The organism is Thermobifida sp. (assembly GCF_017577275.1).
GTDB lineage: Bacteria > Actinomycetota > Actinomycetes > Streptosporangiales > Streptosporangiaceae > Thermobifida > Thermobifida fusca.
This window is the reverse complement of the sequence record NZ_PITY01000020.1, coordinates 683,756-707,940: the sequence shown is the minus strand read 5'-3', so window position 1 is coordinate 707,940 and position 24,185 is coordinate 683,756. Positions and strand designations below refer to the sequence as shown.

General features: G+C 66.9%; 23 protein-coding genes and 1 riboswitch. Of the genes, 14 read left to right on the top strand and 9 right to left on the bottom strand.

Going from position 1 to position 24,185, the window contains the following annotated elements:
* Nucleotides 1-45: 45 nt before the first annotated feature.
* From CW348_RS08150 to CW348_RS08140, 3 genes are all read right to left on the bottom strand, one after another.
* Nucleotides 46-903, bottom strand: a complete 858-nt coding sequence (locus CW348_RS08150; protein WP_104612626.1) for an ABC transporter permease — start codon at nucleotides 901-903, stop codon at nucleotides 46-48.
* A gap of 32 nt (nucleotides 904-935) precedes the next feature.
* On the bottom strand, nucleotides 936-1,910 hold the full coding sequence (locus tag CW348_RS08145) for an ABC transporter ATP-binding protein (protein WP_104612627.1): 975 nt from the start codon (nucleotides 1,908-1,910) through the stop codon (nucleotides 936-938).
* Nucleotides 1,911-2,047: 137 nt separating this feature from the next.
* A complete protein-coding gene (locus CW348_RS08140; RefSeq protein ID WP_011290739.1) occupies nucleotides 2,048-3,199 on the bottom strand; it encodes a GAF domain-containing protein in 1,152 nt (383 codons plus the stop codon).
* Nucleotides 3,200-3,426: 227 nt separating this feature from the next.
* Here CW348_RS08140 and CW348_RS08135 point away from each other — a divergent pair, with 227 nt between their 5' ends.
* Both CW348_RS08135 and CW348_RS08130 read left to right on the top strand, forming a co-directional pair.
* Nucleotides 3,427-4,176, top strand: a complete 750-nt coding sequence (locus tag CW348_RS08135; RefSeq protein ID WP_104612628.1) for a GAF and ANTAR domain-containing protein — start codon at nucleotides 3,427-3,429, stop codon at nucleotides 4,174-4,176.
* A 262-nt stretch (nucleotides 4,177-4,438) separates the two neighbouring features.
* Complete coding sequence (locus CW348_RS08130; RefSeq protein ID WP_038043157.1) at nucleotides 4,439-4,810, top strand: STAS domain-containing protein; 372 nt, start codon at nucleotides 4,439-4,441, stop codon at nucleotides 4,808-4,810.
* A gap of 197 nt (nucleotides 4,811-5,007) precedes the next feature.
* Here CW348_RS08130 and CW348_RS08125 read toward each other — a convergent pair whose 3' ends face one another.
* Entirely contained in the window at nucleotides 5,008-6,249 is a 1,242-nt protein-coding gene (locus CW348_RS08125; RefSeq protein ID WP_011290742.1) for a glycosyltransferase, read from the bottom strand.
* 1,324 nt (nucleotides 6,250-7,573) lie between these two features.
* On the opposite strand from CW348_RS08125, the gene CW348_RS08120 reads away from it, so the two are divergent.
* Nucleotides 7,574-8,338 (top strand): PP2C family serine/threonine-protein phosphatase, encoded by a 765-nt coding sequence (locus CW348_RS08120; protein WP_011290744.1) that lies wholly within the window; start codon nucleotides 7,574-7,576, stop codon nucleotides 8,336-8,338.
* Between the two features lie 64 nt (nucleotides 8,339-8,402).
* Here CW348_RS08120 and CW348_RS08115 read toward each other — a convergent pair whose 3' ends face one another.
* Together CW348_RS08115 and CW348_RS08110 are read right to left on the bottom strand one after the other, a co-directional pair.
* Nucleotides 8,403-9,035, bottom strand: a complete 633-nt coding sequence (locus CW348_RS08115; protein WP_011290745.1) for a copper resistance CopC family protein — start codon at nucleotides 9,033-9,035, stop codon at nucleotides 8,403-8,405.
* A 208-nt stretch (nucleotides 9,036-9,243) separates the two neighbouring features.
* Nucleotides 9,244-9,510, bottom strand: coding sequence for a WhiB family transcriptional regulator (locus tag CW348_RS08110; RefSeq protein ID WP_011290746.1), 267 nt, complete (start codon nucleotides 9,508-9,510; stop codon nucleotides 9,244-9,246).
* 741 nt (nucleotides 9,511-10,251) lie between these two features.
* Here CW348_RS08110 and ectA point away from each other — a divergent pair.
* The 11 genes from ectA (at nucleotide 10,252) to CW348_RS08055 (ending at nucleotide 19,886) form a co-directional block, all read left to right on the top strand.
* Nucleotides 10,252-10,737, top strand: coding sequence for a diaminobutyrate acetyltransferase (ectA, locus tag CW348_RS08105; RefSeq protein WP_016188112.1), 486 nt, complete (start codon nucleotides 10,252-10,254; stop codon nucleotides 10,735-10,737).
* Between the two features lie 73 nt (nucleotides 10,738-10,810).
* The gene (gene ectB / locus CW348_RS08100; protein ID WP_061783892.1) at nucleotides 10,811-12,076 is read left to right on the top strand and encodes a diaminobutyrate--2-oxoglutarate transaminase; all 1,266 of its coding nucleotides are present in this window, start codon (nucleotides 10,811-10,813) and stop codon (nucleotides 12,074-12,076) included.
* Between the two features lie 158 nt (nucleotides 12,077-12,234).
* Entirely contained in the window at nucleotides 12,235-12,639 is a 405-nt protein-coding gene (locus CW348_RS08095; RefSeq protein ID WP_011290749.1) for an ectoine synthase, read from the top strand.
* Between the two features lie 171 nt (nucleotides 12,640-12,810).
* Nucleotides 12,811-13,701, top strand: a complete 891-nt coding sequence (ehuB, locus tag CW348_RS08090) for an ectoine/hydroxyectoine ABC transporter substrate-binding protein EhuB (protein WP_016188113.1) — start codon at nucleotides 12,811-12,813, stop codon at nucleotides 13,699-13,701.
* 14 nt (nucleotides 13,702-13,715) lie between these two features.
* Complete coding sequence (gene ehuC / locus CW348_RS08085) at nucleotides 13,716-14,438, top strand: ectoine/hydroxyectoine ABC transporter permease subunit EhuC (protein ID WP_011290751.1); 723 nt, start codon at nucleotides 13,716-13,718, stop codon at nucleotides 14,436-14,438.
* Complete coding sequence (ehuD, locus tag CW348_RS08080; RefSeq protein ID WP_011290752.1) at nucleotides 14,435-15,073, top strand: ectoine/hydroxyectoine ABC transporter permease subunit EhuD; 639 nt, start codon at nucleotides 14,435-14,437, stop codon at nucleotides 15,071-15,073. Before ehuC ends, ehuD begins: the two co-directional genes overlap by 4 nt.
* Nucleotides 15,060-15,863 (top strand): ectoine/hydroxyectoine ABC transporter ATP-binding protein EhuA, encoded by an 804-nt coding sequence (gene ehuA, locus CW348_RS08075; RefSeq protein ID WP_104612629.1) that lies wholly within the window; start codon nucleotides 15,060-15,062, stop codon nucleotides 15,861-15,863. The genes ehuD and ehuA overlap by 14 nt, the downstream gene beginning before the upstream one ends.
* Nucleotides 15,864-16,476: 613 nt before the next feature.
* Nucleotides 16,477-16,628, top strand: a riboswitch (cobalamin riboswitch).
* Between the two features lie 27 nt (nucleotides 16,629-16,655).
* Nucleotides 16,656-16,856 (top strand): CbtB-domain containing protein, encoded by a 201-nt coding sequence (locus CW348_RS08070; RefSeq protein ID WP_011290754.1) that lies wholly within the window; start codon nucleotides 16,656-16,658, stop codon nucleotides 16,854-16,856.
* Nucleotides 16,847-17,641, top strand: a complete 795-nt coding sequence (locus tag CW348_RS08065; protein ID WP_011290755.1) for a CbtA family protein — start codon at nucleotides 16,847-16,849, stop codon at nucleotides 17,639-17,641. The genes CW348_RS08070 and CW348_RS08065 overlap by 10 nt, the downstream gene beginning before the upstream one ends.
* Complete coding sequence (locus CW348_RS08060) at nucleotides 17,638-19,143, top strand: cobyric acid synthase (RefSeq protein ID WP_011290756.1); 1,506 nt, start codon at nucleotides 17,638-17,640, stop codon at nucleotides 19,141-19,143. The genes CW348_RS08065 and CW348_RS08060 overlap by 4 nt, the downstream gene beginning before the upstream one ends.
* Nucleotides 19,140-19,886, top strand: coding sequence for a cobalt-precorrin-6A reductase (locus CW348_RS08055; RefSeq protein WP_011290757.1), 747 nt, complete (start codon nucleotides 19,140-19,142; stop codon nucleotides 19,884-19,886). Before CW348_RS08060 ends, CW348_RS08055 begins: the two co-directional genes overlap by 4 nt.
* A 225-nt stretch (nucleotides 19,887-20,111) precedes the next feature.
* On the opposite strand, the gene CW348_RS08050 is transcribed toward CW348_RS08055, so the two are convergent.
* The 3 genes from CW348_RS08050 to CW348_RS08040 are packed head-to-tail and all read right to left on the bottom strand — an operon-like array spanning nucleotide 20,112 to nucleotide 24,149.
* Entirely contained in the window at nucleotides 20,112-21,536 is a 1,425-nt protein-coding gene (locus tag CW348_RS08050; RefSeq protein WP_011290758.1) for a cobyrinate a,c-diamide synthase, read from the bottom strand.
* Nucleotides 21,526-22,140, bottom strand: coding sequence for a cob(I)yrinic acid a,c-diamide adenosyltransferase (gene cobO, locus CW348_RS08045; RefSeq protein WP_011290759.1), 615 nt, complete (start codon nucleotides 22,138-22,140; stop codon nucleotides 21,526-21,528). Before cobO ends, CW348_RS08050 begins: the two co-directional genes overlap by 11 nt.
* Nucleotides 22,140-24,149: a VWA domain-containing protein gene (locus CW348_RS08040; protein WP_016188116.1), complete on the bottom strand. Its 2,010-nt coding sequence runs from the start codon at nucleotides 24,147-24,149 to the stop codon at nucleotides 22,140-22,142. The genes cobO and CW348_RS08040 overlap by 1 nt, the downstream gene beginning before the upstream one ends.
* Nucleotides 24,150-24,185: the final 36 nt, after the last annotated feature.

Below are 24,185 nucleotides of genomic sequence, written 5' to 3'. Positions count from 1 at the left end.
CGGCGGCCTGCTCCGAAGAGCAGAGCAGACCGCCGCAGTGGTCTCTCACTTGTTGACGCGCGGATCCCACTGGAAGATCCGCAGCAGCAGGGTGAGGAGCACCATCCAGGCGACCAGGATGAGCAGGGAGGGGCCGGCAGCCAGCCACAGGTCCACGCCCGTGGCCGCTTCCGCGTTCGAAATCCCGTCGAACAGGTCGTAGCCGAGGTAGGCGGACTGGGCGAGTCGGACCGCAGGCAGCATGGGGAGCAGGCCGATCGTCATCGCGATGCCGTCCGGCAAAAGGTCCACGGGGCCGAACAGGCCGCTCAGCATTATCAGGAGGAAGAACGGCACCATCGAGATGATCTGCGCGCTTTCGCCGTTGCGGGCGAAGTTGGCGATCAGCACCCCCAGCAGCACCATGACGACGGTGGTCAGCGCGAGGGACACCAGGAAGAGGACCGGGGCTGTCGGGAAGACTTCCTTGAGCGCGGCGAGGAGAGCCGCGACCAGCACGGTCTGCACGACGACGACACTGAACACGGACAGGACCGTGGAGGTGAAGATCGCGGCCGGGGTGACCCCGGAGACGCGGAGCCGTTTGAGGATCAGCCGTTCCCGGCGGATCGCGTAGACGTTGGGGACGTGGGAGAGCCCGACGGTGAGGGCGGCGATCGGGAAGAACCAGGTCAGCGACAGGACGGTGGTGTCCACGCCGGGCAGCACGTCGTAGGGTTCGAAGACGGACAGGGGAAGCAGGAAGATCAGCGGCAGGGCAGCCGAGTACAACGCCATCTGGTACCGGTAGAAGAGGGTGAACTCGGTGCGGGTGAGGCGCAGGGCCTGCCGCAGGACACTGACGGGTTTCCGCGGCGTCTGCGAGTCGGACGCCGGGGGAGTGGCGGCGGTGGCCGTGGTCATGAGGGCTCCTCTCCAAGCATGGGACGGTCGGGTCAGAGGTCCACCAGGTCGGTGACGTCTCCTTGCGCGACGGCGAGGAACACGTCTTCGAGGGAGGCGGGACGGGACTCCAGCCGTTCAAGGTCCAAAGAGCGCTCTTCTGCCCACTTCAGGAGGGGGAGGAGTGCGTGGTGGGTGCGGGTCGCGGGGTCAGTGCCGGTGGTGACCGTGTACACCGCCCACTGGTGGCCGCCGCGGACGTCGATGGTGAGTTCAGCCCCGGGGAGCTCCGGCAGTTCCCGGGAGCGGATGTGGGAGGGCAGACGGAAGCTGATCCGGTCGCCCCACTGGGAGACCACTTCGCTGACCGTGCCCGAGACCCGGATTTCCCCGCGGTGCATGATGGCGAGCCGGTCGGCGAGCCGTTCTGCTTCCTCCAGGTAGTGCGTGGTGAGTACGACAGCTGCGCCGCGCGCCACCTGGCTGCTGATGATCTTCCAGGTTTCCCGGCGCATTTCCGGGTCCATGCCGGTGGTGGGCTCGTCGAGGAAGAGCACGTCGGGGCGGGTGAGAATCGCTAGCCCCAGGTCGAGGCGGCGCCGTTCTCCACCGGACAGCGAGCGGACCGTGTTCCGGGCTTTGTCGGCCAGCACCACGGCCTCCAGCACTTCGGCGGTGTCCATGGGGTCGTCCGCCAGGTCCCGGGCCAGTTCGATGCTCTCCGTGACGGTGAGCTCTTCGAACAGTCCACTGTGCTGGAGGACCGCGTTGACCCGGGGACGCAGCTCCGGAGGCTGGCCGAACGGGTCGATCCCGAAGATCCGCACCGACCCGCGAGTGGGGCGGCGGAAGCCTTCGAGGGTTTCGATCGTGGTGGTTTTCCCTGCTCCGTTGGTGCCCAAGAGGGCGAACAGTTCGCCGGGGGCGACCGTGAACGAGACGCCCCGGACAGCTTCGAAACTGCCGTAGGACTGGTGGAGGTCGCTCACGTGGATGGCGACGCTGCGGTTCTGAGACGTCGTGTTCATGGTTCAAGCGTCGCGCGATCCGCCAGTCCGGGGTAGGCGCCTCTGTCACGGCTCCCCGGTGAAAAACCCACGGCAGTGGGGTTGACAAATGTCAAATCCCGAGGTCAGGAAGGGTTTTTGTCGGCAAGCCCTCGGGGTTAGGCCTTGGCGAGGGCCATCCCGATGTGCTCGCCGATCTCTTCGAGCAGCCCTTGGTCGGCTAACCGGAAAGAGGAACGGTTGCTGCACCGGATCAACGTGAGGGCTCCGTACACCACGTCGTCGTGGTCGCGCAGGGGAACGCAGAGCAGGGAGCGGGCCCGCAACGCGCTCAGCACCGGAAGGCCGTCCAGCGTGGCGCCGAATTCTGTCTCGTCGTCGATGAGCTGCCGGAGCACGGTTTTACTGGTGGTGAGGACCTCGCGCGGCAGCGGTGCAGCGTCCGGCTCCAGCGAGCGCACCAGCCCGTTCAGCTCGGATCCGGAGGGGCCTGCGACAGCGGTGCGGCGGAGCCGGTCCGGTTTTCCGGGGGCCTCGCACAGGTCGATGACCACCCAGTCGGCGTAGGAGTCGGCGAGCAGCGCGGCTGCTTCGTCGAGGACGAGCGGGGTCCCTGTCCGGCTCGACCCTACGCTGCGCAGCAGGAGTCGGGTCATCCGGGTGAGCACGTCCAGCCGCCGGGCGGCGAGCACCACGACCTGGTCTTCAACTTCGGTCTCCAAGGGGGCGGGGCCGGTGTCGCTGCTGGGATGCAGGGAGGGGGACATGGCGACCAGCAGCAGCGGGTTGGGTTCGCTGGGGACGTCGAGGCGGCTGATGGTCAACCGGACGTCTTCGACGTAGCCGCGCCGGGCCAGCCGCGAGTCGAACGATGCGGTCTCCCCGCCCTGGGAGACCGCGGCCTGCCAGCTGCGGAGCGCGGCCCGGGATCGCAGGTCCACGAAGATGGAGAACGGTTTGCCTGCCAGGTAGCCGGGCGTGCTGTCCAGCAGTTTCGCGCCCATGGCGTTGATCCGGCGGATGTAGCCCTCGTGGTCGAGCAGGACCACCGGGATGCTGAGTTCGTGGAAGATGGCGCGGAGCAGGGTCCGCTCGTTGTCGTTGCGGCGCACGGTCGCCGGACTGACGAGGGTGGCCAGGCGTTCTCCACATTCCCGCAGGAGCCGTTCGGCGAATCCGAGTTCGGCCAGCGCGGCTTCCGCGGTGGTGGCCCCGTCGTCCGGGTACATCGCGTGCGTGGCCCGCAGTGCGGCGATCCGGTCGCGCAGTTCCGCGATCGCGTCTTCTAGTTTCGCGAGGTGCTCCGGCACGCTGCGGCTCCCGATTCCGTTCCCCGGCTGTCCGGCAGGATGGCGTTGATGCGTGGAACCGTACCCTGAAACACGGCCGCCGTTAGGTGAATCTTTACGAGGAATTGGGCGAAAAAACGGGTGGCAGTCCCAACGTCAGGAGCGCTATGCAGGTCTTCGGAGTGGCTACTGTGACAAAGTGAGGCGGCGATGCTGCCTCCTCAGAGGGGGAGGGAGGCAGAGGAGCGATGTGGGTCGAACGCTTGGCGCGGGGCATTGGCGAGCTGGCCCAGATCGTGGACGGTGCCCGAGACCGGGTACTGGATCAGGTCAGCCAGCTCATGGTGCGGCACGTGCCCGAGTGCTCCGCGGCCCTCGTGGTGGTGTGGCGCGACACGCACCCTGAGGAGCGCGACCCCAGCGTGGACTTCAAGGGGCGCCACGTGGTCGTGGACTATGCCGCCTCCCACTCCGACCTCGCCACTGCTTTCGAGTACCAGTACGAAACAGGTCAGGGGCCGACCGTGCAAGCGGTTCGGGAACGTCACACTGTCGTGGTGGCGGACATTCTGAGGGATGAGCGGTGGCCGGAGTATCCCAGTATGGCCGTCCAGTGCGGGGACCACTCTTCGATCACTTATCCGTGCGATCTCGACGGTGAGATTTTGACGCTCGGTGTCCACTCCTGCCGGGGGAACCGCCTCTCCCCGGACACCATGGTGCTGCCGCTCGCCATGCTCGCCGAGCATGTGGTCACCACCCTGCGCAGCCTCGGCCGGGATGCCGACGCGCTGCGGGAGGCCGTGCACATGCGCCGGGCGATGTCTGCACGCACGGTGATCGACCAGGCCAAGGGGATCCTCATGCACGCGCGCGGGCTCACCTCGCAGCAGGCGTTCGAGGAACTGCGCAAAGTGGCTCAGCGCAACGGGATGAAAGTCACGGACGTCGCCCAGCAGCTCATGGCGGAACAAGCCCTCAGTAATGGCCGCCGGTGAATAAAAAGCGGACAGATTGGGCACGAAGGTGACCCAGTCCGGTTTCCCGGGCGTGCAAAAGTGACAATCCTCAACGATGGGATGTACCGGTGGCGACACAAAGCGACGGAGCGTAGCTTCCGCTCTGTTTGATCCCGCTGCGAGCGCTAGGGTTGCCGCTGGAATCCCAGATCGGCCAATTCCACAGCCCGCGGCTTTCCCGCAAACGGCTGCGAAAAGGCCAGAGGTGTCGCAGCGGCGGCGGTCAGGGTGGGCGAGAGACGTGAGCGCGGAATTCGATATTGCGACCAGGACTGAGGGGGACGTGGTCGTTGTCGCCCCCAAGGGAGACCTGGATGCCGGCACTTCCCAGGTGTTGGCTGAGACCCTGGAGACCGTGATCGGGGCAGAGGAGTCCTGCCGGGGGATCGTCCTGGACTTCTCCGAGGTGGCGTCCTGCGATTCCCGGTGCATCGGCGTGCTGCTCGCCAGCTACCGGTATGCCCGAGACCGCGGAATCGGCCTGGTGGTGGCCTCTTCCCAGGGAATGGTGCGGCGACTGCTCATGATCGCGGGCATTGACCAGGTGATCGCCTTGGAAGAAGATGTGGCGCGCGCGGTCGCGGGGATGCGTGCCGCGGAAGCACCGCGGTGACCGGCCCCGGTTCGCCTGCCGCTGCAGTGCAGCCGTGGCAGGCGTGAGACCGCGCAGCCCGCGGGCCGGTCGGCGGCAGCGGAACGGATGCGGGACAGGGAACCTGGACGGCAGCCGTGCAGAGCACGGTGCCGCACGCGGCCGGGTGCATCCGGCGCGGAATGCTGCAGGCCGGCAGCGCGTGGCCGACGCATCCGCTAGGCGCCGTTTCCGGAGGCCAGCGGCAGTTCAGGAGTGGTAGGCAGCAGTTTCTGGTAGATCCGTTCGGTCTCCGCGGCAACTCGGGCCCAGGTGAAGCGGGACGCAGCGCGGTCAGCACCGGCAATCCCGTAGGCGGTGCGCTGGGTGGTGTCGGCAGCCAATTGCCGCAGGACGTGGGCGAGGGTGCTGGGGTGGGCGGAACGGAGGAGCACCCCGGTGGTGCCGTCGAGCATGGCCCCGGTGATGCCGCCCACGGCGCGGGCCACGACCGGGAGGCCGCAGGCCATGGCTTCGAGGACGGCACTGCCGTAGGGGTCGTAGAAGGCGGTGGAGACGAACACGTCGGCCGACCGCAGCATCCGGGCCAGGTCCCGGCGGGTGACCGCTCCGGTGAGCGTGACCTGGTCGTTGACGCCCGCCTCCTTGGCGTGCCGTTCCAGGCGTTGGGCGTTCGGGTCGATCGCGAGGTGCTCGGGTGCAGGGTCGCCGACGATGAGCAGTTCCCCGTCCGGGAGGCGCGCCATCGTCCTGATCAGCGTGTCCACGCCGCCGAGTGGGTCCAGGCGGGTGACCGCGATGATCCGCAGCGGCCGCCCAGCCGCGGAGCGGCGCCGCTGCCACGGCCCGTGCGCGGCACCTTCGACGGTGAACTGGTCGGTGTCCACGCCGAAGGGGACGATGCACACGCGGCTGCGCGGCACGCCCATCCGGGCGAGTTCGAAGCGCTGGTCAGCGGAGTTGACGAGAACCGCTTTGGCGTGGTGTGCGAGCGCGGCCTCCAATCGGACCCGCTGCGGGTTGGCGGGCAGGCCCACCCGCTGCTCGCTGACGTTCAAGGAGTGGAAGGTTTGGACGACCGGGATGTCGCGTTCCAGGTCGCGGACCGCGGCGAGCGCGGCTAATCCGCTGCTCCACCCGAACGCGTGGATGATATCGGGAGGGTCGGCGCGCAACTGCTCGGTCAGTCTGCGGGCGAAGGTCCCGGTGTGTTCGATGTACTCCTGTTCACGCAGGGGGCGCCGCGGTCCGGCGACAATGGGCGCCACGACGACGCTGCGTCCCATGCGGGTGCGTTCGCTGGTCTGCGGGTCAGTGCATCGGGTGTGGATGGTCACCCGGTGGCCTAGGGCGGCCAGGTTCCGGGCCAGATGGCATAGGTACAGGCTTTCGCTGTCGGTGGGGTCACCCTTGTGTGCGGGAATCGGGGTGGCATGGGTGGCAATCAGAGCGATCTTCACGTGCGACTCCTCAGTGCAGCAGTCGGGTATGCCTGCTCTCCGCAGAGCGATGGGATGATGGTGTGGGAATCCGCGTCGGACTGTGCGCGGATGAGAGCACGCCAAGACGAGCCCGGCTGGGCGACTGCGTGGATTGCGGAACGAGAGAAAGCAGACAAGGGCAGACGCACAGCGATCACACCTTTAAACCGAGGTAAAAACACAAAAAGCGCTCGGCAAATACCGCTGGCAAAAGCCAGGTGCGAGCGCACAAAGGCAAAGGTGTGTCTGCGTCTTAGACACCCAACGTCCGCCATTCTGCCAGATCAGACAGGGGGCGACAAGCCCTGGCAGCCGTCTGTGGTATCCACTTCGCGGAAACAGCGTGCGGAATTCTCTGCTCTACCTGACCGGCGTTGTCTGCGCTGCGGCCGTCGTTGAGCTGGGCGGACCCCTCTGACCGAGACAGGAGGGCGCGGCAGGGGGAGGGGCAGAACGCGGGCTGCCCGCGTGGGCGGCGCGGAGGCAGAACCCTGGGGCATTCCGGTGGTTACCGGACCGTATTCTGAAGGGTGGACGGCATTGGCCTGCTGGTGACGTGCAGCAGTGCGCCTCTGGCACGGTCGGACCGGTGAGCGCGGCAGCTGGCCCCCGAGGGGAAGTTCCGCAACTTCCCCGCCCCGGCGATGACGCGTCGGCCCCTGTGCTCGGAGGGACAATGCCGGGAGGAGCGGCGAGAGGGACGGCGCCATGGAACGCGGAACTCCTCAGTTCCGCCGAGAACCTCAGCTACCGGTGGGAGCGGAACCGGGGATCGGGCCCGGGCAGAGACTCCACGGGTACGGACGCGGAACCCGCGGTCCGCTCCAGGGGATGCAGCGGCGCGGCTCCCGACTTCCCTGTCCTGCGGCGGTTCACCACGTAAGATTCCACCGCTTGGTGTCTTGCGCCACGGTAGCGGGGCAGGAAGGAAAAGCTGTCCAAAAAGGGGCGAACCTCCGTGCGTCGACGGGCATCACACACGCCGTAGGGAAACGAGCGGACAACAGAGTCCGCTGCGGTTCCCCTCTATGCGGACGGAGACGCACCGTCAGCGGGGAGACAGCGGTGGAAGAGGCGACGGTCGCTTCGTGTAGCGGTAACCCGCTGTCGGGAGCGACTACGGAGGTGACAGGCACGTGGGAACTGCGTACCAGCACGATTTCCGCCATGATGGACATGGATTTTGACCACGGCCGACCGTCCATCGGTACGGTTACATGATCATGCGCCTTGGCTACCGTCCAGCCGGGGCGCTGCTTGGCACTGTTCGGCTGTAATGCCGATGAAACAGGAGGTAGGGCGCATGGGTGTCGCTCGTGGGGCAGTCGAGGTTACAGTCCTCACGCACAGAGGCGCTGTCCGCCAGGCTAATGAGGACGCCGTGGTCATGGGTGCGCTCACGGTCGCGGGCGCCGAAATGAACGCTCCGGTGCACTGCTGGCTGCCCCTCGCTGATCCCGTCGTCGTCGCGGTCGCCGACGGTCTGGGAGGCCACGCCGCCGGTGAGATCGCCGCGGAGCACGCGGTCCACCGGATGGCGGAGAGTAGCGCCCAGTTGACCGGCCCGGAAGCGGTGGGTCTGCTGCTCAAACACATCGACGATGAGATCAAGGAGCATGCCGGGCAGCACGTGGAGTTCTCGGGGATGGGAACCACGGTCGCGGGGGTCCTGCTCACGCCCGACGCGAACTACTGGTTCAACGTTGGGGACTCCCGGACCTATCGCTTGAAGGGCTCCCAACTGATCCAGTTGTCCGAGGACGACTCCCCGGTGCTACCGCCGGGAGAGGACGGCCGTCCGGTCACGACGAACTACATCACCCAGTCGCTGGGCGGCAGCGGCAACTCGACCATCGTGCCGCACGTGGGCCAGGACACCGAGCCGGGGCCCGGTGCCTGGCTGATGTGCAGCGACGGGCTGTCCGACCTGGTTCCGCTGGAGGAGATGGAGCGCATCATCGCTGAAGCGGGCGATGACAACATCGCCGTCTACAACTTGTGGCAGGCTGCGATGAACGCGTCCGGTCGGGACAACATCAGCATCCTGCTGGTACGTCGCCACTCCTGACGTCTCGGATACGGGCACCGGTGACACCCCCTCCCGAAGGGGACAGGAGGGGGCGTGAGCGGTGTCAGTCTCCGGAGCCAGGACGGCGGCGCAGGCGGATGATGGTGATTGCGATCACCGCGATGACGCCGATTCCCAGGACGATTCCCAGGATCGCTCCGAGCGGACCGGAAAGACCCACGCCGGTTGTCGAGGTGCTGTCCTCGGACTCCGTCCCTTCAGTTTCCGCAGGGGCAGGCGTGGGCTCCTCTTCTTCAGGTTGTTCAGCAGCCGGGCTCTCGGTGGGCTCGGGGATAGCGGACTCGTCCACGGTGAACGTGAAGGTGTCCGAAAGCGGGTGGCCGTCGGCGGAGATGATCCGGTATTCGACGGTGTATTCGCCGGGCTGGGTGAGCGGTTCCAGGTCGATGGAGGCTTCCACCCCGTCGATGACGACATCACCAGAGGCGTAGTTGGTGCCGTCCGGGCCGGTGACGACGATCCCGTTGCCTCCCTCCAGCACTTCCGCGTTGAAGGTCAGCACTACCTTCTCGGGGAGAGAGTCGAGGGTGGCCCCGTCCTCGGGGGACGAGGAGACGAGGGTGTTGTGCGCGTGTGCCGTGGGGGCGACCCCCAGGGACAGAGCCAGGGCGGTGAGTAGACCTGTCACCAGCGCGATGATGCGACCGCCGGGGGATGAGGCGGAGAAGGCTGACATCGACTGAGGACCTTTCTGACGTCTCCACATAGCGGGCGGAAGAGGACGCGGCCGCAGTGGGCCGCAGTCGCGTCGGGAGGTGCCCGTTTTCTTTTACGCTACCCCGAATGCGGGACAACCGCGCCGCACCGCGGTTGTTGCAGCACAATGCGCGAGCCGCCAGGCCTGACCACCTGGCGGCTCGCGGAATCGTCGTTGTGTGGCAGAGTCAGTTCACCGTCAGCGACAGTTCCCTGCGGAGATAGCGGCGCTCCTCGGGGGTGGTCGCCCCCCACACCCCGTGTGCTTCACCGGCTCGCAGAGCCCACCGCAGGCAATCTCGGCGAACAGTACAACTGCGGCAGATGGCTTTGGCGAGTTCCACGGTTTCGCGTCCGGGGCCGGTGGTGCTCACCGGAAAGAAAAGCTCGGGGTCGTAGTTGCGGCAGGCTCCTTGCCGGACCCAGTCTTCGCTCTCGTGGTAAAGGCGGTTCACCGGGCGCCTCCGATCCTGGCTCGTGGCTCTAACTCCCCGGCAAAGGCGCGGGGATCGGGGCCCTGTCGCGGCTGGCTCTGACTCCAGTGGCCGTTATGTGGCTGTTGTCGTCACGCACGGTCGAGCGATCCGGCCGCGATGACAGGTGATGGGGCGCCGTAGCGCCTCTCGTCTCGACCGATTGTAGTACTACGGTAGGTCGTACTACGCAAAGTCCTAGAAAAGGTCCCCCAAACGCCCCCTCAGAGAGCGTGGGCGCGCTCTCCTTGGTCCAGGCCAGAAAGCCCTGCGGGGCAGGGAAATCGGCGGTGCGGCGGCGCCGTGATTGATCAGTCCTTTGCACCGAATTGGTGTGAGCTAATTCACCCTTAAAGTTCCCTTGGATTTTTCTCAGGGAAGGGTGCTAGCCGTATTTCCTGCTCTGCGGCGTCCTCTCTCGCCGGGGTCGTAAAGATCTGACCAAACCCTGGGGTATCGCCTGGTGAGGTTCCCGAACGCCCCCGGGGGCAGTGGTCGCGGAAGCGGAGAAGCGTGGTGGCGCAGAGTAGCCATGAAGGCAAAGGGAGCTGTCCTACCCGGCAGTAAGAGGACCGAAACATCACCCCGAATTTTCGCGAAAAACCTGCTCAGAAACGTTCGCTAGGGTCCATCGACGTGTTTGGACAGCAAGCCCCTTCCGAGGACCGACATAGCTCAGATACGGAAAGTAACCATTCGCTCAAGGCGGGCGAGGCCGCTGACGTGGCCCTCGAACCGCCCACACTCGACGACGGCCGACAGCTGTGGGCCCTCGCCAGGATCTCCGACCTGGACGTGAACTCCCCCTACGCCTACGTGCTGTGGTGCCGCGACTTCGCCGCCACATCGCTCGTCGCCCGCGACAGCACCGGCACGATCCGAGGTTTCGTCACCGGATACGTGCGTCCCGACGCGCCCGACACCTACTTCCTCTGGCAGGTCGCGGTCGACCCCGCGTTCCGCGGGCGCCGCCTGGCCCGCCGGATGCTCGACCGCATCAGCTCCTGCATCACCGAGCGCGGCATCCGCTACCTCGAAGCCACCGTCACCCCTGGCAACACGGCATCCCGAGCACTGTTCGCCTCTTTTGCCCGTGCCCGGTCCGCTGCCCTCTCCTGGACTCCGCTGTTCGACCGCGGACATTTCCCGGCAGAACTCCCCGAGCAGCACGAACCCGAAGACCTCGTCCGGATCGGTCCGCTGCGCTGACCCCTCGACACCGCTCGGGCCGTGCCCCGAGCCCTCGACGCCTGCCCTGAAACGGAGACAAAGGAGATCCGCGATGGAAACCTTCTCCCGACTCGAGTCCGAAGTCCGCAGCTACTGCCGGGGATGGCCCACCCTCTTCACCCGGGCACGCGGCAGCCGCGTCTACGACCACACCGGCCGCGGCTACCTCGACTTCTTCGCCGGAGCCGGAGCGCTCAACTACGGCCACAACAATCCGACACTCAAAACCGCGCTGCTGGACTACCTCGGCAGCGACTCGATCGTCCACAGCCTGGACGCCGCCACCACCGCTAAACGCGACTTCCTCGACACCTTCGAGGAGGTGATCCTCAAACCCCGCGGCCTGGACTACAAAGTGCAGTTCCCCGGACCGACGGGCACCAACGCGGTCGAGGCCGCCCTCAAGCTCGCCCGCAAAGTCACCGGCCGGGAGACGGTGATCAGCTTCACCAACAGCTTCCACGGCATGACGCTGGGCGCGCTCGCGGTGACTGGCAACTCCATGAAGCGCGGAGGGGCGGGAGTGCCCCTCAACCACACCGTCACCATGCCCTTCGACAACTACATGGACGGGCAGGTCCCCGACTTCCTGTGGCTCCGCAGCCTGCTGGAAGACAGCGGCAGCGGCCTGGACCGGCCCGCCGCCGTCATCGTGGAGACGGTGCAGGGCGAAGGCGGGATCAACGTGGCCAGAGCGGACTGGCTGCGCGGCCTGGCGGAGCTGTGCCGGGAGCACGAACTGCTGCTCATCGTCGACGACATCCAGATGGGCTGCGGCCGGACCGGTCCCTTCTTCAGCTTCGAGGAAGCCGGGATCGTGCCGGACATCGTCACCTTGTCGAAGTCGATCAGCGGCTACGGCCTGCCCATGGCGCTGACCCTGTTCAAACGGGAACTGGACGTGTGGGAGCCCGGAGAGCACAACGGTACGTTCCGCGGGTTCAACCCGGCTTTCCTCACCGCCACCGTGGCGCTCAACACCTACTGGCGCGACGACTCCCTCGAGCGGGAGACCCTGGCCAAGGGGCAGCTCATCACCGAGCGGCTCGAGGCGATCGCTGCCGAGCATGCGGAGGCCGGGGCGAGCGTCCGCGGCCGCGGCATGGCCTGCGGCCTGGTGCTGCCGGGTGAAGGCGACGCGCGGCGGGTGTGCGCCGAAGCGTTCGAACGCGGTCTGCTCATGGAGACGTCCGGGCCCGAGGACGAGGTGGCCAAACTGCTGCCTCCGCTCACTACTTCCGTCGCCGAAATGGAGGAAGGGCTGGACATCCTCGCCGAGTCGGTGCGTGCTGCGGTCCGCGCCCCCCAGCCCGCCTGATCTCCCCTAGCCCTCGCGGACGGGTGTGCTTCGCGCCCTTCCCCGTCCACCTGCGGCACGTCTGCGGCGACGACGCTCCACTGCTTCATGCACATGCATATGCACGCGCATAAAGCAGTGGGGGTGCCGCACCTCTACCAGCCGAAAGGAAGACACCCATGATCGTGCGCAGCCTGGACGACATCAACGGCACCGACGCCGACGTCGTCACCGAGAACTGGCGCAGCCGCCGCATCGTCCTGGCCCGGGACGGCGTCGGCTTCTCCTTCCACGAAACCGTCCTCTACGCGGGCACCGAAACCTCGATGTGGTACGCCAACCACATCGAACTGGTGCACTGCATCGAAGGCGAAGCAGAAGTCACCAACGACGAGACCGGCGAAACCTTCCTCATCACACCGGGCACGCTCTACCTGCTCAACGGGCATGAGCGGCACACCGTCCGCCCCAAGACCGACTTCCGCGTCCTCTGCGTGTTCACCCCGCCGGTCACCGGCCGCGAAGTCCACGACGAGAACGGCTCGTACCCGCTGCTCACCGAGGACGCCACGGACACCGACTGATACCGGACACCGGCCACACCAGCCGGAGCAACCGCTGCTGGGGAGCTGTGCTGCACCCCGCGGTCCAGTGCAGCTCCCCGACAGCCCGGCGGTGTCCCCTGGCCGGAACACCGCCGGCCCCGCACATCACGACATCCCCGCATTTCCGCGATAACGGACAGGAACCACACCATGACAGACCACGGAACTGTGAGCCGCCGCGGCCTCTTCCGCGCCGGAGGAATCGGCCTGGCCGCCATCGCGTTCGGTCCCGCACTCGCCGCCTGCTCCCGCACCGAAGACACTGTGACCCTCGACAGCCTGCGGAAACAGGGCTACATCCAGGTCGCGATCAACAACGAAGCCCCCTTCGGCTACATCGACGAGAACGGCGAAGTCACCGGCTCCTCCCCCGAACTGCTCCGCGCGATCTTCGCGGAACTCGGCGTTCCCGAAGTCCGTGCCGAATCCGTGGCCTGGGACGGGCTCATCCCCGGGCTGAAAGCCAAGCGGTTCGACGCGGTCGCCGCCGGAATGTACATCACCCCTGAACGGTGCGCCGAAGTCGCTTTCGCGGAACCGACCTACCGCGTCCTCCAGGCGTTCCTCGTCCCCGCCGGCAACCCGTACGGCCTGACCACCTTCGACGACATCGCCGCCAACCCTGACGTGACCGTGGCCGTGCTCAACGCCTCCGTGGAACAGGGCTACGCCAAAGGCGCGGGAGTTCCCGAAGCACAGATCGAAACCGTGGACAACCAGACCAGCGCCTACGAACTCCTCAGCAACGGCCGGGTCGACGCGGTCGCGCTGAGCACCCTCTCCCTCAACCGGCTCCTCAACCAGCGCGGCGGCGACTTCGAAGTCACCGAAGGCTTCATCCCCGTCGTGGACGGGGAAGAAGTCACCCCTGCCGGCGGTCTCGCCTTCCGGCAGAGCGACACCGAGCTCCTCGCCGAAGTCAACCGGGTCCTCGCCGACTTCAAAGCGAGCGGCCGTCTCCTCGAAATCCTCGAACCGTTCGGCTTCACCGAACAAGAACTCCCCGGAGACCTGACTACGGAGCAGCTCTGCCAGGCCTAAGGACGGATACCGCCGTGGAGTTCCTCATCGACCGGCTCCCGCTCTACCTGAGCGGGGCCGGAACCACCCTCCTCATCACCCTGCTCGGGGCCGTGCTCGCCTTCGCCCTCGCCATGGTCGTGGGGGTCATGGGCACCCTGCGCAACCCCGTAGCGCGCGCCATCGCCACCGGCTACACCGAAACGTTCCGCGGCGTAGCCGCGCTCGTCCTCATGTACTGGATGGCGTTCGCGATCCCCCAGCTCGTCCCCTACAAGATCGACGCGCTCTTCGCCGCCGTGCTCGCGCTCGGCCTCAACGTCGGCGCCTACGGGGCGGAAGTCGTGCGGGCCGCCATCAACGCGGTGCCCAAAGCCCAAGTGGAAGCCACGATCGCGCTCAGCATGTCGTGGTGGCGGCGCATGCGAGCGGTCGTGCTGCCCCAAGCGTGGGCGCAGATGCTGCCCACCTTCGGCAACCTCGTCATCGAACTGATGAAAGCCACCGCCATCGTGTCGCTCATCGGCGTCAGCGACCTGACCCGGGTCGCCCAAGAGCAGCGGGCCTCCACCGGGGAGACGGTCGCGGCCTTCACCGGCGCCCTCATCGCCTACTTCCTCATCGCCCAGCTGCTGATCGTGGGAATGCGGCTCCTGGAACGCCGCGCCAACCGGCGGCTGGGACGGCCCGTCGCCACCGGCTTCCTCGCCCTGCTGCGGCCCCCGCCCGCGACCGCGACAGGAGGTGGCCGGCGATGACCTGGGACTGGGAGTTCACCGGGCGGATCATCCCCGACCTGCTCAACGGCCTCGCTGTCACCGTGCAAGCCACGGTGCTGGGCTACACCCTGGCGCTCGTCCTCGGCCTCGCGGTGGCCCTGGTACGCCGCATCCCCGTGATCGGGACCGCGGTGTTCGCGGTCATGGAGTTCATCCGCTGCACCCCGCTGCTCGTGCAACTGGTCTTCGTGTTCTCCCTGGCCCCGAACACGCTGTCGGCGTTCACCATCGGCGTGGCAGTGCTGGGCGTGCACTATGCCGCCTACACCGCGGAGGTGTACCGGTCGGGCATCGAAGCCGTGCCCGCAGGCCAGTGGGAAGCCTGCCGGGCGTTGAGCCTGCCCCTGCACCGCACGTGGGGCGCGGTCATCCTCCCGCAGGCGATCCGCCGCGTCATCCCTCCGCTCGGCAACTACCTGATCGCCATGTTCAAAGACACGCCGCTGCTGTTCGCGATCACCGTCGGCGAACTGATGTACCAGGCGTCGCAGATCGGCGGCGTGTACTTCCGCTACCTGGAGGCCATGACCCTCGTGGGTCTGTTCTTCCTCCTGGTGAGCGTGCCTTCAGCCATCCTCATCCGACAACTGGAGCGACGCTATGCCGCAGTCTGACCCCCGCACCAGCACCGGCACGCACGAACCGCTCATCCGCTTCGACCAAGTCGTCAAACGGTTCGGCTCGCTCACCGTGCTCGACCGGTTGGACTTCACGGTCGACGCCGGCGAGCGGGTCACCTTGATCGGCCCCAGCGGGTCCGGGAAAACCACGATCCTGCGCCTGCTGATGACCTTGGAACAGGTCACCTCCGGGGTTATCTGGGTCGGCGGGGAGCCGCTCAGCCACCGGTACAAAGGCGGCCGCCTGGTCCGCGCCACCGACAAACACCAGCGCCGGGTACGCAAGCAGATCGGCATGGTGTTCCAGCAGTTCAACCTGTTCCCGAACATGACCGTGCGGGAGAACGTTACCGAAGGCCCTGTCCACAGCCTGGGGATTCCGCGGGAGGAAGCCGACCAGCGGGCCAAGGAACTGCTGGACATGGTGGACCTCGCCGACAAGATCGACGCCCACCCCGCCCACCTGTCCGGCGGACAGCAGCAGCGGGTCGCGATCGCCCGGGCCCTGGCCATGCAGCCGAAGATCCTGCTGCTTGACGAGGTCACCTCTGCCCTCGATCCCGAACTCGTCACCGGGGTCCTCGACGTGCTCCGCACAGTCGCTGAGACCACGGACATCACCATGCTGCTGGTCACCCATGAGATGCAGTTCGCCCGGGACGTCTCGCACCGGGTACTCATGTTCGACCACGGCCGTATCGTCGAGGAAGGCCCGCCGGAACAGATCTTCGGCGACCCGAAAGAAGAACGCACCAAAGCCTTTCTCCACGCCGTCCTCGACTGACCGGTCAGGCGGGTCCCGGAGTGAGATAGCCAGCCCAGTGCAGAAAGCACGCGGACTCCCGATAGCCCCGGGACCCTCTACTGTTGGGGGAAACCGTCGTCACCACCGTCCTGCGCCGGGACCGGTCCCGGCGCAGGACCAAAGTGGCGCCACGCAAAACACGGTGATAACTCCAGGGGGTCCCGGCTGCGCTAGCCACGGCACGGAAATCAACCGCGCCTAGTGGATCCAAACACTCACCGCATGCGCCGCCCCCGCACCTGCGAGGCACCCGGTCCTGCGCCCGCCCGGGAGCGAAGTGCCCAGCCAGATCGCGCTGCGGGGCCGGCCATGTTGACCGCTATCGTTGGGAATATGCCCGCTGCTGATGTGGTGATTCTTGGTATCCCGCCGATATTAGTTACCTGCTCGGCGCCCTCAAGCATTTTTTGATGTGATGCACTACCCCCTGCTTGGGAGACTTCGGTGGCTACCTTATGCGCTTTATACGCATGGCCATAACGACACCACTGGGCGGGATTGGCACCAGAAACTCTTGCTAAGGACATGTCCTGACGTCGGTATCTGTCACCAGCTGCCGTGGCAGGGGAATCCCACAAGCGGACCGGTCAGTTTGCGCAATACGCGTCTGGGTACACTCCCCCCGACTAAAAGCAAAAAGAGCGTCGGGTGCAGGCAATCCGGTCAAAGTCCGGAGCGGTCGCGCCACTGTAGACGGGCTCAAGCCCGTGAGCCAGAAAACTCACCCGGCGTAGTGGTCTCTGTAGGACGCGTCATCCTGTAAGGAGGACCATGTCGGCCGTCCATGCCCCTTATGTTGAGGCAGAGCTGGGGCCCATCCCGCTCGCACTCACCGCTACAGCGGTAACCCTTCTTGCTCTTCTCGTTCTCTACCTGGTCGGTTTCGACCAAGGAGCTGTCTCGCGTACAGGAATGTTCCTGCACGAGCTGATGCACGACGGCCGACACCTCATGGGGGTGCCGTGTCACTGACCTCCGCTACCCCCTCTGCTTCGGTCCGTCCGCTGCGGGGAACCTATCTGCGATTGCTTGTCCGCGGGCTGTTGGCCGGGCTACTGGCCGGCCTGGCCGCGGGCGTGGTCGCTTTCTTCCTCGGTGAACCCCACATCGAGGCGGCTATCGCTTTGGAAGAGCACGCTTCCCACGACCATGGCGCGCACGGGGGACACTCCCACGGAGACGATGCCCTAGTCAGCCGTACCGGGCAGCAGGTGGGGTTGTTCCTCGCCACCGGGTTTGCCGGCATGTCCCTAGGGGTGCTCTACGCCTCGGTGCTCTACGCGGTCCGGCGCCACAGCCGGCTTAGCGGACCGGCACTGGCGTTGGTCGCCGCTGGCCTGGGATGGGCAGCCATCGCTGCGGTGCCCTTCGTCAAGTACCCGGCCAACCCGCCTGCCGTAGGTGTCCCCGAGACAATCGACCAGCGCACCCTACTTTGGGTAGCCGCGGTGCTCCTCGGGCTCGTCGCGGTTACGGCGGCCGTTGCCCTCGCACGCGCACTGCCAGCAGAGACATCGCTGACCTCACGGATTGTGGCCTCCCTCGCCGTGTTCCTCGCGGTGGTCTGCGTCGGCTACCTCGCTCTTCCCCACATCAACGACGTCGGCGAAGACTTTCCAGCAACCCTGCTGTGGGAGTTCCGCATGGCCTCACTCGCCACCCAAGCCAGTCTTTGGCTGGTGCTAGGACTGGCCTTCGCCTGGTTGACCGAACGGTTTGACCGCCGCTTCGCGGCGCAAACAGTGGGAGTCCGATGAGCAAGGCGCAGGGGCTGCTGGTGGCCGGGACCTCCTCGGATGCAGGAAAATCCCTGGTCACCAGCGCCCTGTGCCGGGCCTTGGCCCGGCACGGGATCAAAGTAGCGCCGTTTAAGGCGCAGAACATGTCGAACAATTCCATGGTGGTCCCCGGGCCCGATGGCACAGGAGCCGAGATCAGCCGCGCCCAGTGGGTGCAGGCGCTCGCCGCGCGCGCCGAACCCGAGACCGCCATGAACCCGGTACTCCTCAAACCCAGCAGCGATCGCGGGAGCCACGTCGTGCTGCGGGGCCGTCCGTTCGGCCGCTTAGCCGCAGGCGAGTTTGCGGGCACGCGTGCAGTGCTCGCCGAGGCTGCGTACGCCGCTCTCGCAGAGCTGCGTTCCCGCTACGACGTGGTGGTCTGCGAGGGCGCGGGCGGCGTCGCAGAGATCAACCTGCGTGCCCACGACTACATCAACATGGGACTTGCCCGCGCCGCCGACCTGCCTGTCATCGTGATCGGCGACATCAACCGGGGCGGGGTCTTCGCGTCGCTGTACGGGTCGCTCGCCTTACTCGATCCCGCTGACCAGGCACTCGTTGCCGGGTTTGTGATCAACAAGTTTCGGGGGGATCCTTCGCTGCTGGATCCGGCGCTGAAAACCCTGGAAGACCTCACCGGTCGACCCGTTCTCGGCGTCCTGCCGTGGCAGCAGAACCTGTGGCTGGAATCCGAGGATTCGCTAGCGCTTACCGCACGCGAGGACGGTAGTGCGGGCACACCCGTGTTGCGGGTCGCTGTCGTACGGCTGCCCCGGATCGGCAACACCACCGACGTTGACGCCCTGGGCGTGGAACCAGGACTGCGCGTCGACTTCGTTACCAGCCCTCGCCTGCTAGCCTCCGCCGACATCGTCGTGCTCCCCGATACGCGGGCCGTGCTCACCGACCTGGAGTGGCTGCGGTCCCGCGGTTTGGCCGACGCGATCGCCAACCACGCCCGCCACGGCGGCACGGTACTGGGCATCGGTGGCGGCTTCCAGATGCTGGGCCGCACGATTGTCGACGCCGAGGGGGTGGAAGGACCGGCCGGGCGCACCGTTGCTGGGTTGAGCCTGCTGGACCTGGAGACGGTTTTCACCCGAAACCAGACGCTGAACTACTCTTCCGGCACCTGGCAGGGCATACCGGTCGGCGGATACCAGAGCCACTACAGCCGCATCCAGACCGGTGATGGCGAGGCGTTTCCCGGCGGGCTCCGCAACGGCTCCGTATTCGGCACGATGTGGCACGGCAGCCTAGAACACGACGCGTTCCGCGGTGCGTGGCTGGCTGCCGCGGCCGAGAATGCGGGATACGACGGCAGCGAATACGGACAGGTGTGCTTCGCTGAGGTCCGTGACGCCTACCTTGACCGGCTCGGCGACCTCGCGGAAGAACACCTCGACATGGATGCTGTGCTGCGGTTGATCACTGAAGGCGCGCCAAAGCTGCCGACCGTGCGGGGAGAACTGCGGTGAAAGTGCTCATCCTCGGCGGAACAGCCGAGGCGAGAGCCCTTGCTGAGGCGTTCGTCGCCGCGGGGATACCGGTACTGTCTTCCCTCGCCGGGCGGGTCAGCCACCCCAGGCTGCCCGCCGGTGAGGTACGCATCGGTGGTTTCGGGGGAGCCGCAGGACTCGCCGGATTCCTTCGCAGTAACGGGATCACGCGGGTCGTGGACGCTACCCATCCCTTCGCTATACGGGTGTCCACTAACGCGGCCGAGGCGTGCACCCAGGCCGGTGTGCCGCTGCTGCGTCTCGTGCGCCCCGGGTGGGAAAACGAACCTGCGGCGTCCCGCTGGATATGGGTGGACGACCACGACGAGGCAGCCTGGCAGGCCGCGAGACTAGGGCGCCGTGTCTTGCTCACCACGGGACGGCAGACCCTGCACCACTTCATTGGGCCGCTGGCCGAGCACACGGTGTTAGCCCGAGTGGTGGAAGACGTAGAGCTCGCATTGCCGCCTACGTGGATCCTCATACGCAGCCGTGGCCCTTACACCTGTGCAGGGGAACGGAAGCTCATGGCCGAGCATGCGGTGGAAGTTTTGGTCACCAAGGACTCTGGCGGAGTTCACACCCGGGCCAAGCTGGACGCCGCAGACGAGCTGGGGGTTTCCGTGGTGGTGGTGCGCAGACCTCTCTACCGGGGGGACGTTCCCACTGTTGCGGACGTTCCCGCTGCCCTGGAATGGCTTGGACTGTCTCAGACTCGCTGACCCCGCTGACACGACTGCTAAACGTGTTCCTTCTGTGGCGGTCGACGGCCATGCCCCTGGACATGGGTAGGACCGTTGCCGCGGGTTCGTGCTGTTGCTCTCGAGCAGCCAAGCCCTGCACTGTGAGGCTCAGTGCAGGGCTTGGCTGTGACGAGCGATCGTGTGCAAGCTGCCTGGGCATGTGCGCGCCGGTCCCGGCACTCTCAGCCGGGGCACGGTGCGGGATCAACAAGGCCGCTGGGTGGAGACTGCAGCCGCGAACCGGGCCGCGGCCTGCGGGCAGCCTGCCCAGTGGGTGTGCAGGTAGGAGGCGTGGAGTGTGGGACGGCCGATGCCTGCCGGATCGGAGGAGAAACCGTCGGGCTGCCCGTCCAACAGCCAGGCCGGACCCGCCTGCTCTCCAGTGGAGGTGACTGTGGTGCGGTGGAACGTGTGCCCGGGCACCCGGTCTCCCTCCGCCGCCACGAGTGTTTCTGCGGGGGCCAGCGCCGAGTAGTAGCCGAGAGCCAGGCGGGACGTCATGCGTCCCACCGCGTCCAAGGCCCCCACCATGGGGGCGCCATCCACGTCACGGCACAGATACAGCAGGCCCGCGCATTCGGCAACCGTCGGCACGCCTGAGCGCACCGCATCCCGCAGCGCGGTGCGCAGCGCCGTGTTCCCCGCCAGTTCTGCGGCGTACACCTCGGGGAATCCGCCGCCCAGGTAGATTCCCGCGGTGCCGTCGGGCAGCGCAGGGTCGGACATTGGATCGAACACCACCGGGCGGCAGCCCGCGGCGCGAAGCAGCTCCTCGACTTCGGCGTAGCGGAAGGTGAAGGCTTGCCCTCCAGCTACCGCGACCACGGGGTGGTCTCGCTGCGCGGAGACAGGGTGAAACCCTGCGGCACGGAGCGCCTCCTGCGCGGACCACGCTTGGGCGTGCAGCGGTGGCGCGGATCGTGCCACCTCTACCACGGCAGTCAAATCCACCTGTGCGGCGATGCGTTCCGCCAGCAGCTCCACGGCCGCTACTGCCTCGGCCCGTTCCTCGGCAGGAACCAAACCCAAGTGCCGGGAAGGAACAGCAAGTCCGCTGTCATGGCGCAGTGCCCCCAGCACGGGGACACCGACGTCCTCCACCGCGGAAGCGACCTCGGCGGCGTGCCGTCTGGAGCCCACCCGGTTCAAGATGACTCCGGCGATCCGAATCCGCTGGTCGAACACTGCCATGCCCGCCACGATCGCCGCGGCCGACCGCGACACGTGAGACACGTCTACGACCAGCACCACCGGAGCGTCCAGCAGGGCGGCGACATGCGCGGTGGACGCAAACCCGCGCCCCCCGAGCTTCCCGTCATACAGGCCCATCATGCCTTCGATCACGGCCAGGTCGGCCGGCCGCGGATGGGAGGCGCCGTGTAGCAGCAAGGGGCCCAGCAGGTTCTCACCGTGCAAGTGCACATCGAGGTTGCGGCCGGGCCGCCCGGTTGCCAGGGAATGGTAGCCGGGGTCGATATAGTCCGGTCCGGCCTTATGCCCGGACACGTCGTATCCGGCAGCGCGCAGCGCCGCCATGAGCCCGGTAGCCACGGTGGTCTTACCCGCCCCGGACGTGGGAGCGGAGATCACTAGCCGTGGCAGGACCGCGGCGGGAACGTCACCACTCAATACCGCGCTGCCCCTTCTGCCCGGAGTCCATGGGATGTCGCACTTTCACCATTTCCGTGACCAGATCGGCTGCGTCCAGCAGCGCGGGATGCGCGCGGCGGCCGGTGATCACCACGTGCTGGCGTCCCGGACGCTCACGCAGCGTCGACACCACGTCGTTGACGTCGACCCAGCCCCAGGTGATCGGATACGTGAACTCGTCGAGTATGTAAAGGTCGTGCCGTTGCTCGGCGAGGCGGCGCTTGATCTCGGCCCACCCCTCTGCGGCAGCGGCCGCGTGGTCGGCTTCCGTGCCCGGCTTGCGCGACCACGACCACCCTGACCCCATTTTGTGCCACTCGATGGGGCCTCCCACCCCTTGCGCACGGTGTACTGCGGCAAGCGTGTCGAATGCGGTCTGCTCCCCAACCCGCCACTTCGCGGACTTCACGAACTGGAACACCGCGATCCGCCACCCCTGGTTCCACCCGCGCAAGGCCAGGCCGAACGCTGCAGTGGACTTTCCCTTGCCGTCACCGGTGTGCACGATGAGCAGCGGACGGTAGCGGCGCTGGCGGGTGGTGAGTCCGTCGTCGGGGATGAACGATGGTTGTCCTTGAGGCATCAAGCCGCCCTCGTGGTTGCTCCGGCTACTGCTGACGTGATGGCTTCGGCGCTGACCTCGCCAACGTGGACGTACTCGGCACCCATGCGGCGGGCGAGCGCAGCGGCCAACCCCATCCGGAACCGTCCCGTCTCCGAGTCGATGACCAGCGCGGAGACCCCTTCGCGGGCCAGGTGGTCGGCGGCGTGCAACGAGCGCTCCACTGCCTTAGGGCCGGCAGTGGCCCGGCCGTCGGTGACGACCACGAGCAGGGCGCGGCGATCCGGGTCGCGTAACCGTTCGCGGCGCAGTGTCTCCGCGGCCTTCAATAGGCCCTCAGCTAGTGGGGTACGGCCTCCGGCAGGCAACTCCCGCAAGCGGGCTGCTGCTACGTCCACTGATCCGGTGGGTGGAAGTGTGAGCGTAGCCTCATGGTTTCGGAACGTGATCAACCCCACTCGGTCCCGTCTGCGGTAGGCGTCCAGCAGCAGTGCGAGAACAGCTGTCTTCACCTGGGACATGCGCCGCCGGGCAGCCATAGAACCGGAAGCGTCCACGCAGAGCAGCACCAGGTTGGATTCCTTGCCTTCACAGAGGGACCTGCGTAGATCACTGAGGGCAATAGAAAGCCGTGTGGTGTCCGGGGAAGAACGAGATGTCGCGTGCCGCAGCGCGGCTGTCCGAACCGTGGCGGCCAAGTGGATCGGCCCAGTTCCCCGGCCCGCGGGAACGTCGCCGACGGTGCGCCCCGATGTTGTGATAGCTCGTGAACGGCGGCCTAGCGTGCCTTTCCCCGTGCCAGCGACCGTGAAAAGCCGAGGGCGGTACGGTTCCTCGGGTGCTGTGACCGACACCGGGGCCGGAGCATCCGGCCGGGGATCGTCGTTGGACGAGGTGGGGGATCCGAGGCCGCTGGCGGGAGGGTCAGGAGTGGAGCCGGCGGTGGGCGGCGGAGTATCAGAACCGCTGTCCGATGGTGGACCGCCTGGCCCTCCGGAACCGTCCGGCCCAGGGTCCGGATCGTGATCTTCGCCGAGGATCTCGTCCAGCAGGCCCTCATCCATGCCGGGACTGTCGAAGGGGGTCCGCCTCCGTCGGTGCGGTAAGGCAAGGCGGGCGGCAGCGCGCACATCGGCTCGGGTGACGTCGGTGCGGCCACACCACGCGGCGTGGGCCACCGCGGCCCGGGCACACACTAGGTCGGCACGCATACCGTCCACATCGAACGCGGCGCACACCTCGGCGATAGCCAACAGTGCCTCCTGGCCGAGCACCACCTTGGGCAGCCGGAGACGTGCGTCCGCGATACGTTCCGCCAGTTGCTGCTCGGCAGTGGCGTAGGCGGAGGTGAAACCGGCGGGGTCGGCGTCGAAGGCGAGACGTCGACGGATGATCTCCGCCCGCACGGCCGGATCGCGGGGTGCTGCAACCTCCACGGACAAGCCAAACCGGTCCAACAGCTGGGGCCGTAGCTCCCCTTCCTCCGGGTTCATCGTTCCCACAAGGGTGAACCGGGCGGCGTGGCTGAGCGAGACACCGTCACGTTCCACGGTGGCCCGCCCCATCGCTGCCGCATCGAGGAGCAGGTCCACCAGGTGGTCGTGGAGTAGGTTGACTTCGTCGACGTAGAGGATGCCGCGGTTGGCACGGGCCAACAGTCCGGGCTCGTATTCGACACCGCTGCCCGACAGGGCTTTTTCCAGGTGTAGGGAGCCCACGACCCGGTCCTCGCCCGCGCCTACAGGAAGCTCCACGAGACGCACTGGGCGGGTCGCGGAAGCAACTGAAGGGGGATGCGGTCCGTCTGGACAGTCAGGGTCGGGGGCGGCAGGGTCGCAGGAAAACCGGCAGTCGGTGACTACGGTGATCGGGGGCAGCAGAGCTGCCTGCGCGCGTACCGCGGTTGATTTTGCGGTTCCCTTCTCGCCGCGGATAAGGACGCCCCCGATGTCAGGGCTGATACCGGTCAGAATGAGGGCCAGCACCAGGTCGTCCGAACCGACGATGGCGCTGAACGGATAGACGTGCACACGCTCCTCCACAGGCTCCCGCTGGGGGATCGGCAA